Origin of the sequence: Streptomyces globisporus (assembly GCF_003501885.1) — a bacterium.
Classification (GTDB): domain Bacteria; phylum Actinomycetota; class Actinomycetes; order Streptomycetales; family Streptomycetaceae; genus Streptomyces; species Streptomyces globisporus_D.
Genome location: NZ_QWFA01000173.1, coordinates 1 through 13,443, shown reverse-complemented (window position 1 = coordinate 13,443; position 13,443 = coordinate 1). Strand labels below are relative to the sequence as shown.

The 13,443-nt window shown below is 72.0% G+C and carries 18 protein-coding genes; 7 read left to right on the top strand and 11 right to left on the bottom strand.

Annotation, left to right across the window (positions count from 1 at the left end; all coding sequences use genetic code 11):
* Window positions 1-84: 84 nt before the first annotated feature.
* The 3 genes from D3105_RS26185 to D3105_RS26175 are packed head-to-tail and all read left to right on the top strand — an operon-like array spanning window position 85 to window position 2,903.
* Window positions 85-2,115 (top strand): PTS fructose transporter subunit IIABC, encoded by a 2,031-nt coding sequence (locus tag D3105_RS26185; RefSeq protein ID WP_118905473.1) that lies wholly within the window; start codon window positions 85-87, stop codon window positions 2,113-2,115.
* Between the two features lie 50 nt (window positions 2,116-2,165).
* Complete coding sequence (locus D3105_RS26180; protein WP_118905472.1) at window positions 2,166-2,438, top strand: HPr family phosphocarrier protein; 273 nt, start codon at window positions 2,166-2,168, stop codon at window positions 2,436-2,438.
* 30 nt (window positions 2,439-2,468) lie between these two features.
* Window positions 2,469-2,903 carry a protein-tyrosine phosphatase family protein gene (locus D3105_RS26175; protein ID WP_118905471.1) on the top strand — a complete coding sequence of 145 codons (435 nt, stop codon included), beginning with the start codon at window positions 2,469-2,471 and terminating at the stop codon, window positions 2,901-2,903.
* 3 nt (window positions 2,904-2,906) lie between these two features.
* On the opposite strand, the gene lepB is transcribed toward D3105_RS26175, so the two are convergent.
* The 3 genes from lepB to D3105_RS26160 form a co-directional block, all read right to left on the bottom strand.
* The gene (lepB, locus tag D3105_RS26170) at window positions 2,907-3,611 is read right to left on the bottom strand and encodes a signal peptidase I (protein ID WP_118905470.1); all 705 of its coding nucleotides are present in this window, start codon (window positions 3,609-3,611) and stop codon (window positions 2,907-2,909) included.
* A 95-nt stretch (window positions 3,612-3,706) separates the two neighbouring features.
* Window positions 3,707-3,997, bottom strand: coding sequence for a hypothetical protein (locus D3105_RS26165; RefSeq protein ID WP_030719604.1), 291 nt, complete (start codon window positions 3,995-3,997; stop codon window positions 3,707-3,709).
* Between the two features lie 112 nt (window positions 3,998-4,109).
* Window positions 4,110-4,619: a mycothiol transferase gene (locus D3105_RS26160; protein ID WP_118905469.1), complete on the bottom strand. Its 510-nt coding sequence runs from the start codon at window positions 4,617-4,619 to the stop codon at window positions 4,110-4,112.
* A gap of 65 nt (window positions 4,620-4,684) precedes the next feature.
* Between D3105_RS26160 and D3105_RS26155 the strand changes: the two genes are divergently transcribed.
* A complete protein-coding gene (locus tag D3105_RS26155; RefSeq protein WP_118905468.1) occupies window positions 4,685-5,050 on the top strand; it encodes an iron chaperone in 366 nt (121 codons plus the stop codon).
* Window positions 5,051-5,066: 16 nt separating this feature from the next.
* Here the strand turns inward: D3105_RS26155 and D3105_RS26150 are convergent, their stop codons facing one another.
* The 6 genes from D3105_RS26150 to D3105_RS26125 all read right to left on the bottom strand — a co-directional run bounded on the left by D3105_RS26150 (window position 5,067) and on the right by D3105_RS26125 (window position 9,543).
* On the bottom strand, window positions 5,067-5,300 hold the full coding sequence (locus D3105_RS26150) for a hypothetical protein (RefSeq protein ID WP_032789428.1): 234 nt from the start codon (window positions 5,298-5,300) through the stop codon (window positions 5,067-5,069).
* Between the two features lie 6 nt (window positions 5,301-5,306).
* On the bottom strand, window positions 5,307-5,981 hold the full coding sequence (locus D3105_RS26145) for a TNT domain-containing protein (protein WP_118905467.1): 675 nt from the start codon (window positions 5,979-5,981) through the stop codon (window positions 5,307-5,309).
* A 185-nt stretch (window positions 5,982-6,166) separates the two neighbouring features.
* A complete protein-coding gene (locus D3105_RS26140) occupies window positions 6,167-6,682 on the bottom strand; it encodes a lytic polysaccharide monooxygenase auxiliary activity family 9 protein (protein ID WP_118905466.1) in 516 nt (171 codons plus the stop codon).
* 274 nt (window positions 6,683-6,956) lie between these two features.
* On the bottom strand, window positions 6,957-7,661 hold the full coding sequence (locus D3105_RS26135) for a DUF4230 domain-containing protein (protein ID WP_118905465.1): 705 nt from the start codon (window positions 7,659-7,661) through the stop codon (window positions 6,957-6,959).
* 132 nt (window positions 7,662-7,793) lie between these two features.
* Window positions 7,794-8,894 carry a winged helix DNA-binding domain-containing protein gene (locus D3105_RS26130; protein ID WP_118905464.1) on the bottom strand — a complete coding sequence of 367 codons (1,101 nt, stop codon included), beginning with the start codon at window positions 8,892-8,894 and terminating at the stop codon, window positions 7,794-7,796.
* Between the two features lie 79 nt (window positions 8,895-8,973).
* Window positions 8,974-9,543 (bottom strand): DinB family protein, encoded by a 570-nt coding sequence (locus tag D3105_RS26125; protein WP_118905463.1) that lies wholly within the window; start codon window positions 9,541-9,543, stop codon window positions 8,974-8,976.
* Window positions 9,544-9,642: 99 nt separating this feature from the next.
* On the opposite strand from D3105_RS26125, the gene D3105_RS26120 reads away from it, so the two are divergent.
* A complete protein-coding gene (locus tag D3105_RS26120) occupies window positions 9,643-10,659 on the top strand; it encodes a helix-turn-helix transcriptional regulator (protein WP_118905462.1) in 1,017 nt (338 codons plus the stop codon).
* Here D3105_RS26120 and D3105_RS26115 read toward each other — a convergent pair.
* On the bottom strand, window positions 10,656-11,444 hold the full coding sequence (locus tag D3105_RS26115; RefSeq protein ID WP_118905461.1) for a DUF4389 domain-containing protein: 789 nt from the start codon (window positions 11,442-11,444) through the stop codon (window positions 10,656-10,658). The genes D3105_RS26120 and D3105_RS26115 overlap by 4 nt on opposite strands.
* A gap of 112 nt (window positions 11,445-11,556) precedes the next feature.
* Complete coding sequence (locus tag D3105_RS26110) at window positions 11,557-12,270, bottom strand: VanZ family protein (protein ID WP_118905460.1); 714 nt, start codon at window positions 12,268-12,270, stop codon at window positions 11,557-11,559.
* 146 nt (window positions 12,271-12,416) lie between these two features.
* Between D3105_RS26110 and D3105_RS26105 the strand changes: the two genes are divergently transcribed.
* Both D3105_RS26105 and D3105_RS26100 read left to right on the top strand, forming a co-directional pair.
* Entirely contained in the window at window positions 12,417-12,917 is a 501-nt protein-coding gene (locus D3105_RS26105) for a tetratricopeptide repeat protein (protein ID WP_118905474.1), read from the top strand.
* 215 nt (window positions 12,918-13,132) lie between these two features.
* Window positions 13,133-13,443 (top strand): DUF1275 family protein (locus D3105_RS26100; protein WP_133305709.1); only part of this gene is annotated, 311 nt, incomplete at its 3' end.

The window sequence follows — 13,443 nt, the reverse complement described above, 5'->3', positions numbered from 1 at the left end:
CCCGTACGGACCCCACCCGTACGCGAGCTCCGCCCCGTCCCCCCGAGCCGCCGCCCCGGCGGTCCCCGAGCAAGGAGCACCGCGATGAGTGAGCTGATCACCGCGGAACTGGTCGACCTCGATCTGTCCGCCGCAACGAAGGAAGCCGCCGCGAGGTCGCTCGCCGAGCGGATGGTGGCCGCGCACCGCGTCACCGATCTCGACGGCTTCCTGGCCGACGTCGCCGCCCGTGAGGCTCAGATGCCGACCGGCCTCGACGGCGGCATCGGCATCCCGCACTGCCGCAGCGAGCATGTGAACGCCCCGACGCTGGCCTTCGGCCGCAGCGCCGCGGGCATCGATTTCGGTGCGGCCGACGGTCCCGCCGACCTGATCTTCCTCATCGCCGCCCCGGCCGGGGCCGACGACGACCACCTCACCATCCTGTCGGGGCTGGCCCGCCGGCTGATGGACCGGGAGTTCACGGCCGCGCTGCGCGCCGCAACGGACCCGGCGGCGATGGCCGCGCTGATCCGGGGCGAGGAGCCGATGGAGGAGCCCGCCCCCGCGGAGGAGCGGGCGGAGCAGGCGGAGGACACGCCGTCCGAGACCGTCGAAGGGGCCGGGAGCGTCCCCTTCCGGATAGTCGCCGTCACCTCCTGCCCCACCGGCATCGCCCACACCTACATGGCCGCCGAGTCCCTGGCCTCGGCGGGCCGCGCCGAGGGCGTCGAGGTGACGGTGGAGACCCAGGGCTCGGCCGGCTTCAAGAAGCTGGACCCCGGTGTCATCGCGGCGGCGGACGCCGTGATCTGGGCGCATGACGTGGAGGTCCGGGAGAAGGCCCGCTTCCGCGGCAAGCCCCTGGTCGACGTCGGGGTGAAGGCGGGCATCAACCGCCCCGCCGAACTGATCGCCGAGGCCCGCCGCAAGGCGGAGCGCGGAGAGATCGCCGCCGTGTCCGAGGCCGACGGCGGTAGGGACTCCGGCAAGGGTGACGGCGCGGGATCCGGCGCGGACCACGCGCACTTCGGCGTCCGGCTCCGTACGTATCTGATGTCCGGCGTGAGCTACATGGTCCCGTTCGTCGCGGCGGGCGGTCTGCTGATCGCCCTGTCGTTCGCCATCGGCGGCTACGAGATAGCGAGCGCCAAGTCGGTGGCCGACCACTTCGTGTGGGGCGATGCGGACAGTTGGGCGGCGCTGCTCAACCAGATCGGTTCGGCGGCCTTCGCGTTCCTGGTGCCGGTGCTGGCCGGGTACATCGCGTACGGGATGGCGGACCGGCCCGCGCTGGTGCCGGGCTTCGTCGGCGGATCCATCGCGCTGACGGTGAACGCCGGGTTCCTCGGCGGTCTGGTCGCCGGTCTGCTGGCCGGTGCGGTGGTGATGGCGATCCAGCGGGTGCCGGTCCATGCGACGTTGCGCGGCATCATGCCGGTGCTGGTGATCCCGTTGATCGCGTCGGCGGTCGTGGGCTTCCTGATGTTCATCGTGGTCGGCAAGCCCATCGCCTCGCTGCAGAACGCGCTGACGGATTGGCTGAACGGTCTGTCGGGCTCCAACGCGGTGATCCTCGGTGTCGTCCTCGGCCTGATGATGTGCTTCGACATGGGCGGCCCGCTGAACAAGGTGGCGTACGCCTTCGCGGTCGGCGGTCTCGCCGATCCGACGGACGGCAGCCTGAAGGTGATGGCCGCGGTCATGGCGGCCGGGATGGTCCCGCCGCTGGCGATGGCGCTCGCCACCACCGTCCGCAAGAAGCTGTTCACGAAGACCGAGCGGGAGAACGGCCGCGCGGCCTGGGTGCTGGGGGCCTCGTTCATCACCGAGGGCGCGATCCCGTTCGCCGCCGCCGATCCGCTGCGGGTCATCCCGTCCGTGATGGCGGGCGGCGCGGTCACCGGGGCGCTGTCGATGGCCTTCGGCGCGACGCTGCGCGCTCCGCACGGCGGCGTCTTCGTCGTCCCGCTGATCGGCGAGCCGTTCCTCTACCTGCTCGCCATCGCCGCCGGAACGCTGGTGGCGACCGCGCTGGTCGTCCTGCTCAAGGGCGTACGCCGGGCGGCTCCGGACGCGGCCGGGGAGGCGGGGGCCGCGGGCTCCGACGACTCCCGGGTCACGGTCGCCGCCTGAACACCTCACCACCCCGCACGACACCACCATCCCTCACCGAGGAGTGATCCATGCACCAGCAGACCGTCGTCATAGGTTCCCGCAGCGGGCTGCACGCCCGCCCGGCGTCGCTGTTCGTCAAGGCCGCCGCCCGTCAGCCGGTCAAGGTGACCATCGCCCGTGAGGGCCGCGACCCGGTCGACGCCCACAGCATGCTCGCGGTGCTGGCCCTGGCGGCGCCGTACGGGGAGCCCGTGGTCCTCAGCGCCGAGGGCGACGGGGCGCAGGCAGCGGTCGAGGAGCTGGCGGAGCTGCTGGCGCAGGATCTCGACGCCGCCGCCTGACCCGGCAGGACACGCTCTAGGTTGGGGGCCGTGACCGAATACTGGAACGCCGCCGCCCCTGCCGTCCTCGCCCTGCCCTCGGGACGGCTGGTCCGGGGCCGGGGTCTGCGCAAGCCGCTCCCCGCGGGCCCCGAACCGGACTTCGCCGTATACCTCCTGGGCCGCACCCCGCCCCCGGTCCGCTGGGAGTCCCGCTGGCTGCGGTGGCCGGACTTCCGGCTCCCGGCGGACCGGGAGGAGGCGCGGGTCCTGCTCCGTGAGGTGTGGGAGCGGGCGGCCGACGAGCGGGTCGAGGTGGCCTGCGGCGGCGGGATGGGCCGGACCGGGACGGCGCTGGCCGTTCTGGCCGTCCTGGACGGGGTGCCGGCCGAGGATGCGGTGGCGTTCGTGCGCGCCGGCTACCACCCGCGGGCGGTGGAAACGCCCTGGCAGCGCCGGTACGTACGGAACTTCGCGCCGCGCTGACCATCAGGGCTTGTCGGGCACGTTCTTGAAGGTGTCGGGCACCGGCAGGGTGGCCCAGCGGCCGATCGGCCAGGCGACGACGACGGCCCGGCCGACGACCTCGTCGACCGGGACCATGCCCTCGTTGGGGTCGTCCTGGTGGTAGCGGGAGTCGGCGGATTCCTGGCGGTGGTCCCCCATGACCCAGACCTTGCCGTGGGGCACGGTGACCTTGAACTGGCCGCCGTCCTCGTCGTTGCTGCAGGGGGTGTTGCCGGGGAAGACGTACGGCTCGTCCAGGGCGGTGCCGTTGACCTTCACCGGCCCGTCGCCCGCGCACTCCACGGTGTCGCCGCCGACGCCGATGACCCGCTTGATGAGGTCCTTCTCCTCGGCGGAGGGCATCACTCCGATGAAGCTCAGCACCTTCTGCACGGTGTTGGGCTCGTCCACGGGCATGCCCGCGAGCCAGTCGGCCGGGTCGTGGAAGACGATCACCTCGCCGCGTTCCGGCTCCGAGCCGAACCAGGGGGTCAGCTTGTCGACCAGGACCCGGTCGCCCCGCTGGAGGGTGTTCTGCATCGAGTCCGAGGGGATGGAGAAGGCCTGCACCAGGAACGTCTTGATCAGCAGGGCCAGCACCAGGGCCATGACGATCAGGAGCGGCAGCTCCACCCAGAACGGCCGCTTCTTCCGTGTCCTCGAACGCCGCGCTCCCGCACGCCCCATGGCCCCGCTCCTCGCCCCGTGAACCGCCTGTGCCCGTCCCTCGGGGGACGGGTCCGATGATCCACTCTATGGGGCGTGGGGCGCGAGGACGGTCGCTATGCGGGTTCCGCGCCGACCGGCGGGACCCGCGCGCCCTCTCCGGCGCGCACGGCTTCGACGACGCTCTGGTGGAAGGTGCGGCTCTCCTCCTCGGAGGGGCAGGGTACGGGGCTGCCCACGAGGGTGAACCAGTCGGAGGAGCCGCTGTACTGCACGGCCACCGACGCCTGTCCGTCGAACCACGTCGTATGCACGGTGAGGTCGCCGCTGAGGATGCCCGCTTCTTCGGTGCGCACTCCGCCGGTGCCCGTGTAGACCCCGCTGGTCGTCCAGGATGCCCAGCTCATGATGGTCACCTTTCGGACGATGACACTGCTTGTCCGGCCGATTTCCTTCGAGTATGGCACCGCCGGTGGGACTGTGCACGGGTCTGTGCGGTCCGGCCCCCGGGGCCCGGTCTCAGGCTCTCTCGAGCGCCCCGCGGACGAACGCGGCCTGGCCCGCGTGCTGGAGGTCCTCGGCGACGACGCTGATCAGCCGGACACCGAGAGTCACCGGGGGCGACCAGCTCTCGTCGACGATCCGGTCGAGGGCGTGGCCCTCCAAGGCCGCGACGAAGTCGAGCGTCCGCTCCTGTACGGCGTCGAAGTAGCCGAGCAGGGGTTCGGCGGAGTCCACGCGGACGGCGGCGACCTCGTCACTGCTGTGCCCGTAGCCGGTGTCCGTCCGGTCGAGGGGGAGCGCGAAGCGGTCGGCCCAGCCTTCGGTGAGCCAGATCTGTGCCGTGCCCGAGGCGTCGGCGATGTGGTCGTCCTGGACGCGGGTGAGATGCCAGACGAGCCAGGAGATGGAGTTGGCGTCCTCGTCGAGCCGGGCGTTGAGGTCGTCGGCCGGCAGTCCCTCGACCGCCGCGTGGACGGCCTCCCCGATCCGGTCGAACGCTTCGGCCAGCATGCCTGCGGTGTTCATCCGCCCACTGTCGCTCACCGGGCGCCGGGGGCCCGGGGTGCGACACACCGCCGTACGATCTGCTCATGGTGCAGAGCAGCGCGCAGGACGTCGATCGGTATCTCGCCGAGGCCCCGGAGGCCCGCCGGGAGGCCCTCACGAGGTTGCGGGCGCTGTGCCGGGAGGAGCTGACGGGGTTCCGCGAGGTGATGGCGTACGGCATGCCCGCCTATGAGCGGGAGGGAAAGGGCGAGATCGCCTTCGCCGACCAGAAGCAGTACATCTCGTTCCATCTGCTGCGCACGGATGTCCGCGACGCGTTCGCGGACCGGCTGGCCTCGCACGACATGGGCAAGGGCTGTCTGCGGTTCCGCCGGCCGCAGAAGATCGACTTCGAGCTTGTCCGTGACCTTCTGCGGGCGACGGCGGCGACCCCCGGCGCGCCCTGCTGACGGGCGCGGGGAGGGTTCAGACGAGCAGGCTCAGCAGGTGGGCGCAGGCGGTGGCCTCGTCCGGGTGGCGGGCGATGACCTCGTACGTTCCGCGCTCGTACGCCCCGGTCTCCCAGCCGCCGTCCCCACTCCGCCGGACGAAGAGGAAGTCCGGCGGAGTGGGGACGGGCTCGTGGACGCCCTCGATGCGGTAGTAGCCGCCGGGGATCCGTGCTTCGACGAGTGCGGCGTGCAGGGCCCGGCGGTCCATACCGGGTTACGCGCCCGCGGGCGTCAGGTAGGCGTTGTCCAGCAGCCACTTCACGTTGAGCCGCTGTCCCTCGCCCGGGTCGAGGAACACGGCGTCGAGCTTGATCTGCTGCCCGCCGCCGGGCTGCTCGAACCACGGGGCGATGGAGCCCTGCCAGACCCAGAAGGGCTTGGCGACCTTGTAGACGCGGTAGTCGCACGGGGTGTCCGCGTCACGGGTGTTGAGGTTCTGCGGGGGCAGGGCTCGCTCGGCGTAGGCGTCGCCGGCGGGGGCCAGGTAGCCGCCGTATTCCGAGCCGAAGCGGTCCAGGCGCTGGCCGGTGCGCAGCTTGACGGGCTCCTTGTCGATCTCGCCGTTCACCTCGGCGAAGCCGTCGTTGGGCGGGTACTTCCAGCTGCCGGTGTCCGCGGGCCCTTCCCAGTACTTCTTCAGGAAGTCCTTCGGGGTGAGGTCTCCGGTGCGCTGGTAGCCGTTCAGGAGCGGGCCGACCGGCGCGAGCCGCTTGTTCGGCAGCCACTTGGGGCCGAGGCGGGCGTCGCCGCGGAACTCTCCGGTGCACGGTTCGTGGCGTTCGGCGGCGGGAGCGGGCCTCTCGGGCCCCGGTGCGGCGCTCGCCGTCGGGGCGGTGATCAGCCCGGCGGTGATGCCGAGGGCGGCGAGTGCGGTACGCATACGGTTCATTCAGGAGTCCCCTTGAGCACTGATGATCCATCAGGACAGCTGACGTAGGGTAACCGCTCGGCTACTACAAGGTTTCGCGCCATGCCGCTTTCCGGCCGGTCGGAACAGCACCGCGCCCCGGTCGCGGCGGTGCGCGTCCGGGGCGTGGTGGTCGGCCGGGTGTGCACCCCCGGCCGGTACGGCTGCTAGCTGACGTTGACGTCGATGCAGGCGTAGAAGGCGTTCGCGGTGTCCGCGATGTTCCAGACGGCCAGGACCTTCTGCTGACCGGTCTTGTTTCCGAAGTCGACCTGGTGGCTCACGGTCGCACCGGGCTGCGCGCCGCCGTCGTCGAATTCGGCGATCTTCTCGCCGCCCACGAAGTACTGCCAGGTGCTGGTCGAGTGGCGTGCGGTGATCTTCCACTCGAACTGCTGAGAACGGTTCACCGGGGTGACGGCCCAGCCCTTGGAGTCGTCGTCCAGCTCGGCGAAGCCGCTGTTGCCGCCGCTGCAGCTGGTGAGCCCCTTGGGGCCCTCGACGCTCTGCGGCTCGTACTTGATCGCACCACAGCTGACGGTTCCGGCGGCACACTGGGCCTGACGGCTCGGCGGGTTGGAGATGTAGCCGTGGGCACTGGCGGAGCTCGCCGGGAGGCTCAGGGCGAGGATCGGGGCGAGCATGGCGCCGACGGCGAGTGCGGTCTTCCTTTTCGCGTGCATGCTTCTCCTTCACATGAGACCGCACCGCGCGGTGGCGGACCGTGGGGGGCCCGGCTTCGACGGCGAGGCCTCGCGAGTGTGGGGCCAAGAGGCGCGAAGGGCTGCAAGTCCCTTGCCGGACAAGCCTGATGACAGGTGTCCGGAAAGGCCTTGCACTTGGACTAGACCATACCTACCGACGCGTGCACGTCAAGGGTGGCGCCCGGCGGGCGGCCGCCCTGCGAAGCCGCGCGGGCGGCCGCCCGCGGTGCGAGCGGCCGCCCGGGTGACACGATCACTCCTGGTCGTCGCCGTAGCGGACCGTGACCCGCTCGAAGCCGAGGGAGCCGAGCAGACCCTTCAGCATGTCGGCGGTGTTCTTCTCCGCCCGGGCAGTCAGTTCGCTCTCCTTCGCCGCTTCCGAGATGTGCCGGGCGGCGAGCTTGTTGACCGCTTGCTCGCTGCCGGGGTTGTCGGAGAAGAGGTCGCCGAGACGATCGAGGAGACCGCGCTGCTTGGACACCGCGTAGGAGCGGTCCGGGTCTAGGGCCGGTTCACCCAGTACGGCCCGGGGCAGGCGCAGTTCGGCCTCGGTGCGATCCTCGTTGACCTTGACGCCGCCCTCGGTGACCTTGCCCAGGTCGACGGAGGCGTCGACCGTGCCGGCCCCGACGAACAGGGTGCGGGTGCCGCGCAGGGCGTCGGGGACGAACTTCGTGTCCTTCTCCAGGTCGACGACGACCTGAAAGTTGCCCGAGGCGGCCTCGTACGAGCTCATGTCCTGGATGGACTCGAGCACGGCGGGACCCGACCGGTCATGGGTCTCCTCGCCGAAGAAGTCGTCGAGCCCCGGCAGCAGACTGAGCCGGCTGCCGGCGAACAGCAGGGCCAGCACGGCCGCGCCCGCGCCCAGGACTTTCAGCCATCCCCGCGAGGGGCGGGCTGTGCGCTTTCGGTCGCCGTGCGGCGCGGGCTCTGTGGTTACGTCGCTGGACGTCATGTTCTGCGTGTGACCCGCATCCGGCGATTTCAGTCCGCCTTGCGCCGCCTCTCGTTCAAACTCCTCCACAAAATAGGCCCGTTCCGGTAGGGGCGGGCAGACGCCCGGACATGCCCCGGGGCCCGGAGCCGCTCAGCGCGGTGAGGCCGCCACCCGCACGCGGTCGCTGTCACCGTCGGAGAGGAACATGGCAAGTTCTCTCCCCTGGTCGGCCACGGCGGCCCGATCGGCCCGGGAAAGGGTGCGCAGGGGGTCCACCGTGACGACGCCCTCCGTGACGGTCCAGGTGGCGGCGGTGCGGCCGTCGACCAGGACGACGCGCTCACCGGCCACCGAGAGGCCGCGGTGGGCGTCGTCGATGATCCGGCTGCGGTCCTGGTAGCCGAGGATGGCGTTGTCGAAGGCGGGCAGGAACCGTACCGGGGCGGGGGTGTCCGGGTCCGGGCGCGGCGCGTCGGGCAGGTCGAGCAGTTCCCTCCCCCGCTCGTCGCGGAAGCGGACCAGTTCGCCGCGTACGGCGGCCACCGCGCCGGGCAGCCCGGCCAGGCCGGACCAGGCGCGCAGGTCGGCCGTGGCGGCCGGCCCGTACGCGGCCAGGTAGCGCCTGACCAGCGTCTGTCCGACCGGGTCGGTGCCGTCGGGGGCGGGCGGATCGACCGGGCGGCCCAGCCAGGAGGACAGCGCGACATTGCGCACCCCGCCCTTGGTGCGCCACAGCCCCCGGGGCGGCGCCTGCGCCATCGGGACGAGGCCGGCGACCACCATCTCGCCCAGCGGGCGTGGCCCCGGCCCGGGCCAGCGCTCGGCGAGCGCCCGCACGATTTCGGCCGCGGTGCGGGGCTCGCCGTCGGACATCAATTCCCGTGCGTCCGAGGCGAGTTCTTCGAGGTCGACGCCTTTGAGCTCGTCGCGGTAGACGCCGAGGACCCGTTGGCGCAGCATCGCTTCGTGACGTGCCCGCCAGGTGAGGACGTCGTCGGCGGTGACGAGGTGGACCGTGCGGCGCATCAGATGGGTGCGCACCACGCTCCGCCCGGTCAGCAGGTCCGAGAGAACGGCCGGATCGAATGCGGTCAGCCGGGACCAGAGCCCGATGAAGGGCTCCTGGGGTTCCTGCGCCTGGAGACCGCAGAGGTGGGCCACCGCGTCCACGACCGGCAGATCGGCCCGCTCCAGCAGCAACTGGCGTGCGAGGGTGGCGCGGTTGAGCGCCCGCTTGTCGAGGACGGTCACGGTGTCGTCTCTTCCTGTTCGGCTGCTCGCCCTCGTCTCCCGGCCGTCGGCGCCTCGCGCGCTCCCGCGCCGCCGGTGGTCACGTCGCGGTCCGCCCGTCGAGCGTCTCGCGCAGGATGTCCGCGTGCCCGGCGTGCTGGCAGGTCTCGGCGATGACATGGGTCAGCACCCGCCGTACGCTCCACTCGCTGCCGGGTTCGTTCCAGGGCGCCTCGGGGAGGGGGTGCGAGGCCGAGAGGTCGGGGACCGTGAGGATGATCTTCTCGCTCCGGGCGGCGACCTCCTCGTACGCCTGGAGGATCCCCGCCACCGTCTCCCCGGGCAGCATCCGGAATTCCTTCTCCCGGTCGATCGCCCACTTCGGGTACTCGCGTGCCGTGCCGGCCATGAAGTCCTCCCACGTCACGCCGTCGGGCAGGGCGAAGGACATCGCCGAGGGGCCCTCGACGGCGAAGTTCAGCCAGCCCTCCTCCATGGCCGTGACGTGCTTGACGAGGCCGCCGAGACACAGGGCGCTGACCGTCGGGGCCTGGCCGGCCTGCTCGTCGGTGAGGCCGCTCACCGAGGCGGTCAGGGCGGCTCGCGCCTCGGCGAGGGCGGCGAGCAGGTCGCTGCGCTCGGCGTCGGGGGTTACCGAGGGGGTCGTCATGGCGATCGGGTCCTTCCGGAGTTCCTGTCGTGCGGTACGGATCGACCTTCCCAGGAGAAGCGGCCAGGATGCGGCCTCTTCTCCGCTCATACTCGTGTCATGCCGAAGACTTCAGCACGACTGCTGGCGCTGCTCTCCCTGCTCCAGGCGCGCCGCGACTGGCCGGGGCAGCTGCTGGCCGAGCGACTGGAGGTCAGCCCGCGCACGGTACGGCGCGACGTCGACCGGCTGCGGGAGCTGGGCTACCCCATCGCGGCGTTCAAGGGGCCCGACGGCGGATACCGGCTGGACGCGGGCGCCCGGTTGCCGCCGTTGCTGTTCGACGACGATCAGGCCGTCGCCCTCGCCGTCGCCCTGCGGACGGCCACCGCGACCGGCGCTGGGATCGGGGAGGCCGCGGCCCGGGCGCTCACCACGGTCCGGCAGGTCATGCCCGCCCGGCTGCGCCATCGCGTCGACGCCCTGAACGTCACCGCCGTCGAACGTACGGGAGGCCCGCCGCGGCCCCAGGCCGATCCGCGCGTTCTTCTCGCGCTGAGCGACGCGGTGCGCGCCCAGGAGGTGCTGCGTTTCGACTACTCCCCCGCGTACGCCCCGGCGACCGACGACGTACCGCCCGTGGTGCGGCGGGTGGAGCCGCACCGGCTGGTCACCTGGGGCGGGCGCTGGTATCTCCTCGCCTGGGACCTGGACCGCGAGGGCTGGCGGACCTTCCGCGCGGACCGGATCACCCCGCGCACACCGACGGGCCCGCGCTTCACCGCCCGCGAGGTGCCCGGAGGCGATGTGGCCGCGTTCGTCGCCGCCCGGTTCCAGGGCTTCGACGCCCCCGGCGCCTGGCCCTGCCGCGGCGAGGTGATCCTCGACGCGCCGGCCTCCGCGGTGGCGGGCCACGTCCGCGACGGAATCGTCGAGGAGCACGGGCCCGACCGCTGCCGGGTGGTCCTGGGCGCCTGGTCGTGGCCCGGCCTGGCCGCCGAGCTCGGCAGGTTCGACGTGGACATCGAGGTCGTGGGGCCCGACGAACTCAGGAACGCCTTCGGCGATCTCGCCCGCCGCTTCTCCGTCGCATCGGGCCAGGTGTCCCGTGACCCCACACGGGACGATGTCCTTTAGCGTCCGACGAGCTGGGTGTCGGTCGTGTCGTCGGTCGTCGACGCGGTCAGGGACGAGGTGATGTGTCCGGCGAGGCCGAGCACCAGGAAGAGCACGAGGAGCCACTTGCCGGCGCTGCTCAGGACCAGCGGGCGGGTCGCCGAGCGTGACTGCTCCGGGGCCACGGCGAGGTCGTCGTCGCCGAACAGGCCCTTGGGGTAGGCGGGGGTGAGCATCATGGCGTACGCGGAAAAGCGCATCCGGTAGCGCAGGGTGGCCGCCGTCGCCTCGAACAGCGGCCGGGGCATGCGGCCGAGACAGAGCGTGATCAGCCACCAGACGAAGGCCAGCGCCCACCACCCGGACACGGCGAGGCTCTGGACGATCGCCGCCGGGATCATCAGGAAGATGCGGAACAGCACCGCGAGCCGGTTGAGCGGGGTGGGCCGCACCTGGATCTGCACCGGGTAGTCGGCGGGCGGGGTGAGGGCGAACGGCGGGTAGCGGTCGATGAGGAGCATGTCACTCGCCGAGACGCGCATGTCGTAGCCGAGGACACCGGCCAGGAAGCGGAAGACGGGGTCGGGCAGCCGCCCCAGCACCAGGGCCGCGAACCATCCCACGATGACGGTGAAGAACGCCGCGATGTGCAGGAAGAAGAGCACGATGAAGTGCGGGATCAGCAGCAGGAGTCGCAGGAGTACGGTCAGCCGCCGCTGGCGTGCCGGTTCGACGATGTCCAGGACGGGCCGGAACTCGTCGGCGTCCGCCTCCTTGCGGCCCGGGGTCCACTGGCCTTCGGCCATGTCGCTCCTCCTCGGCAGGGGATCCGTACGGCATCCGCGCGCAGGACGTGTCCCCACCGTGCGTCCGGTCCGGGCCGCCCGCAAACGGCCCGGCCCGAACGGGTGCCCGGGCTCAGCGCCTGCGGAGCCGGTCGAGCAGGGGGCGGGGAGCCTTTGCGCCGGGGGCCTTCGTGCCGATGGCCTTCCTGGCGGCGGCCTTTGCGCCGGCAGCCTTCGTGCCCGCGGTCTTCGTGCCCTTGCCCTTCGTATCAGCGGCCTTCGTACCGACGCCCTTCGTGCCGGTGCCCTTCCGGGCGAGCTTCGTACGGGCGGTCTTCCCCGGCGTGCGCTTCGGCTGGGGGGTGGGCTCGGGCTTCGGCTGATCCCGCTGTTCGGCGGGGCCGGCTACCTCGGCGTACGTGTAATAGCGGTGGCTGATGCGGCGGCCCAGCACGAAGTACCCGAGCAGTGCACCCGCCGTGTTCAGGATGACGTCGTCGATGTCGAAGGCGCGTCCCTGGACCAGGGCCCCCTGGATCAGCTCGACGACGGCCATGGCGGCGGCCGCCAGCAGCGTCGTCCGGATCATCCGCAGACGGCGTGGCACGAAGAACGGCAGCAGGAGTCCGAACGGCACGCCGAGCAGCAGGTTTCCGCCCGCCTGCTTGCACGCGGCGAGGAAGGTGTAGTCCTCCGCGTACTGGCGCAGCGACCGCCCGGGCTGGAGGTTGGAGGTGACGATGTCCTCGGAGGCCGGCGAGGGGGTGAGCGTCACTTTGGCCAGCAGCACGGAGAACGCCACCAGTCCCGCCAACGCCGCCGCCAGCACCAGCCCGCGTACCAGCACTCGTACCCATGTCCCCTGCCGTACAGGGGGATTCGCCTCTGCTGTCATGGCCGACGGATGCCCCCGCCCGGCCGGAACACACACCCGGCCGGGCGGTGGAGCGAAATCTCGTCCGGGTGTCCGCGATCGCCTGCGACGATGTGCGCATGAGCGCAGACAAGAAGAAGGACCTGCTGGACGAGGCCGACCGGTTGCGTGAGGAGGGCCGGCCCGAGGAGGCGCGGAAACGGCTGCTCGCCCTGACCGCCGTGTACCCGGGCGACGCCGATGTGGCCTGCCGGACGGCGTGGATCCACGATGAGCTGGGCCTGGAGTCGGAGGCGGTGCCGTACTACGAGCGTGCGCTGGCCCATCCGGAGCTGGCCACGGAGGACCGGCGCGGGGCCCTGCTGGGGCTGGGCAGTACGTACCGGATCCTCGGGCGGTACGGGCAGGCGGTGGAAACGCTGCGCCGGGGGGTCGAGGAGTTCCCGGACGACGGCGCGCTGCGGACGTTTCTGGCGATGGCGCTGTTCAACACCGGTGAGCACGACGAGGCGATGCGGCTGCTGCTGGAGCTGGCGGCCTCGACCAGCCAGGACCCGCACGTCCAGAACTACCGGCGGGCGATCGAGCACTATGCCAAGGACCTCCACGAGATCGTGTGACCCGCGCGTGGGCGGTGCTGCGCGGCGCCCGCGCGTGGGCGGTGCTGCGCGGCGCGCCGCGCGGTGGCCGACGCGCCGGTCGGGGGGCGGCGCGTGCCGAGAATGCTCGGGTGTCCTCCGCTCCCCCGGCGCTCCCGCCGTCCCCGCCTTCCGCCTCCGCTTCCGGTTCCGGTTCCTCCCGGGAGGGTGACGCTCCGTCGCGCGGCGAGGCGGCGCTGCTTCTGCTGTCCGCGGCTTCCGGGGCGGCGGACGCGTTCGTCTTCCTGTGCGTGGGGCAGGTCTTCGCCGGGGTGATGACCGGCAACCTGGTGCTGCTCGGGGCTTCGGCCGCCGGTGCGGGCGAGGACGGCGTGGCACTGAAGGTCGTCGTCGCTCTGGCCGCGTACTTCTGCGGGGTGGCGGCCGGTGCGCTGATGGCCGGGCGCCGGGGCCCCCGGGTCCCGGCGCTGCTGGGTGTGGAGGTGGTGCTGCGGGGGGCGGCCGCCGTGCTGTGGGGGCTGGAGCTGGTCACGTCGTACGGGGACCG

Bases quoted from the DNA above. Each gene is read 5' to 3' on its own strand.
- D3105_RS26185 (WP_118905473.1), top strand. From the start codon at position 85: ATGAGTGAGCTGATCACCGCGGAACTGGTCGACCTCGATCTGTCCGCC.
- D3105_RS26180 (WP_118905472.1), top strand. From the start codon at position 2,166: ATGCACCAGCAGACCGTCGTCATAGGTTCCCGCAGCGGGCTGCACGCC.
- lepB (WP_118905470.1), bottom strand. From the start codon at position 3,611: ATGGGGCGTGCGGGAGCGCGGCGTTCGAGGACACGGAAGAAGCGGCCG.
- D3105_RS26165 (WP_030719604.1), bottom strand. From the start codon at position 3,997: ATGAGCTGGGCATCCTGGACGACCAGCGGGGTCTACACGGGCACCGGC.
- D3105_RS26160 (WP_118905469.1), bottom strand. From the start codon at position 4,619: ATGAACACCGCAGGCATGCTGGCCGAAGCGTTCGACCGGATCGGGGAG.
- D3105_RS26155 (WP_118905468.1), top strand. From the start codon at position 4,685: ATGGTGCAGAGCAGCGCGCAGGACGTCGATCGGTATCTCGCCGAGGCC.
- D3105_RS26150 (WP_032789428.1), bottom strand. From the start codon at position 5,300: ATGGACCGCCGGGCCCTGCACGCCGCACTCGTCGAAGCACGGATCCCC.
- D3105_RS26145 (WP_118905467.1), bottom strand. From the start codon at position 5,981: ATGAACCGTATGCGTACCGCACTCGCCGCCCTCGGCATCACCGCCGGG.
- D3105_RS26140 (WP_118905466.1), bottom strand. From the start codon at position 6,682: ATGCACGCGAAAAGGAAGACCGCACTCGCCGTCGGCGCCATGCTCGCC.
- D3105_RS26135 (WP_118905465.1), bottom strand. From the start codon at position 7,661: ATGACGTCCAGCGACGTAACCACAGAGCCCGCGCCGCACGGCGACCGA.
- D3105_RS26125 (WP_118905463.1), bottom strand. From the start codon at position 9,543: ATGACGACCCCCTCGGTAACCCCCGACGCCGAGCGCAGCGACCTGCTC.
- D3105_RS26120 (WP_118905462.1), top strand. From the start codon at position 9,643: ATGCCGAAGACTTCAGCACGACTGCTGGCGCTGCTCTCCCTGCTCCAG.
- D3105_RS26115 (WP_118905461.1), bottom strand. From the start codon at position 11,444: ATGGCCGAAGGCCAGTGGACCCCGGGCCGCAAGGAGGCGGACGCCGAC.
- D3105_RS26105 (WP_118905474.1), top strand. From the start codon at position 12,417: ATGAGCGCAGACAAGAAGAAGGACCTGCTGGACGAGGCCGACCGGTTG.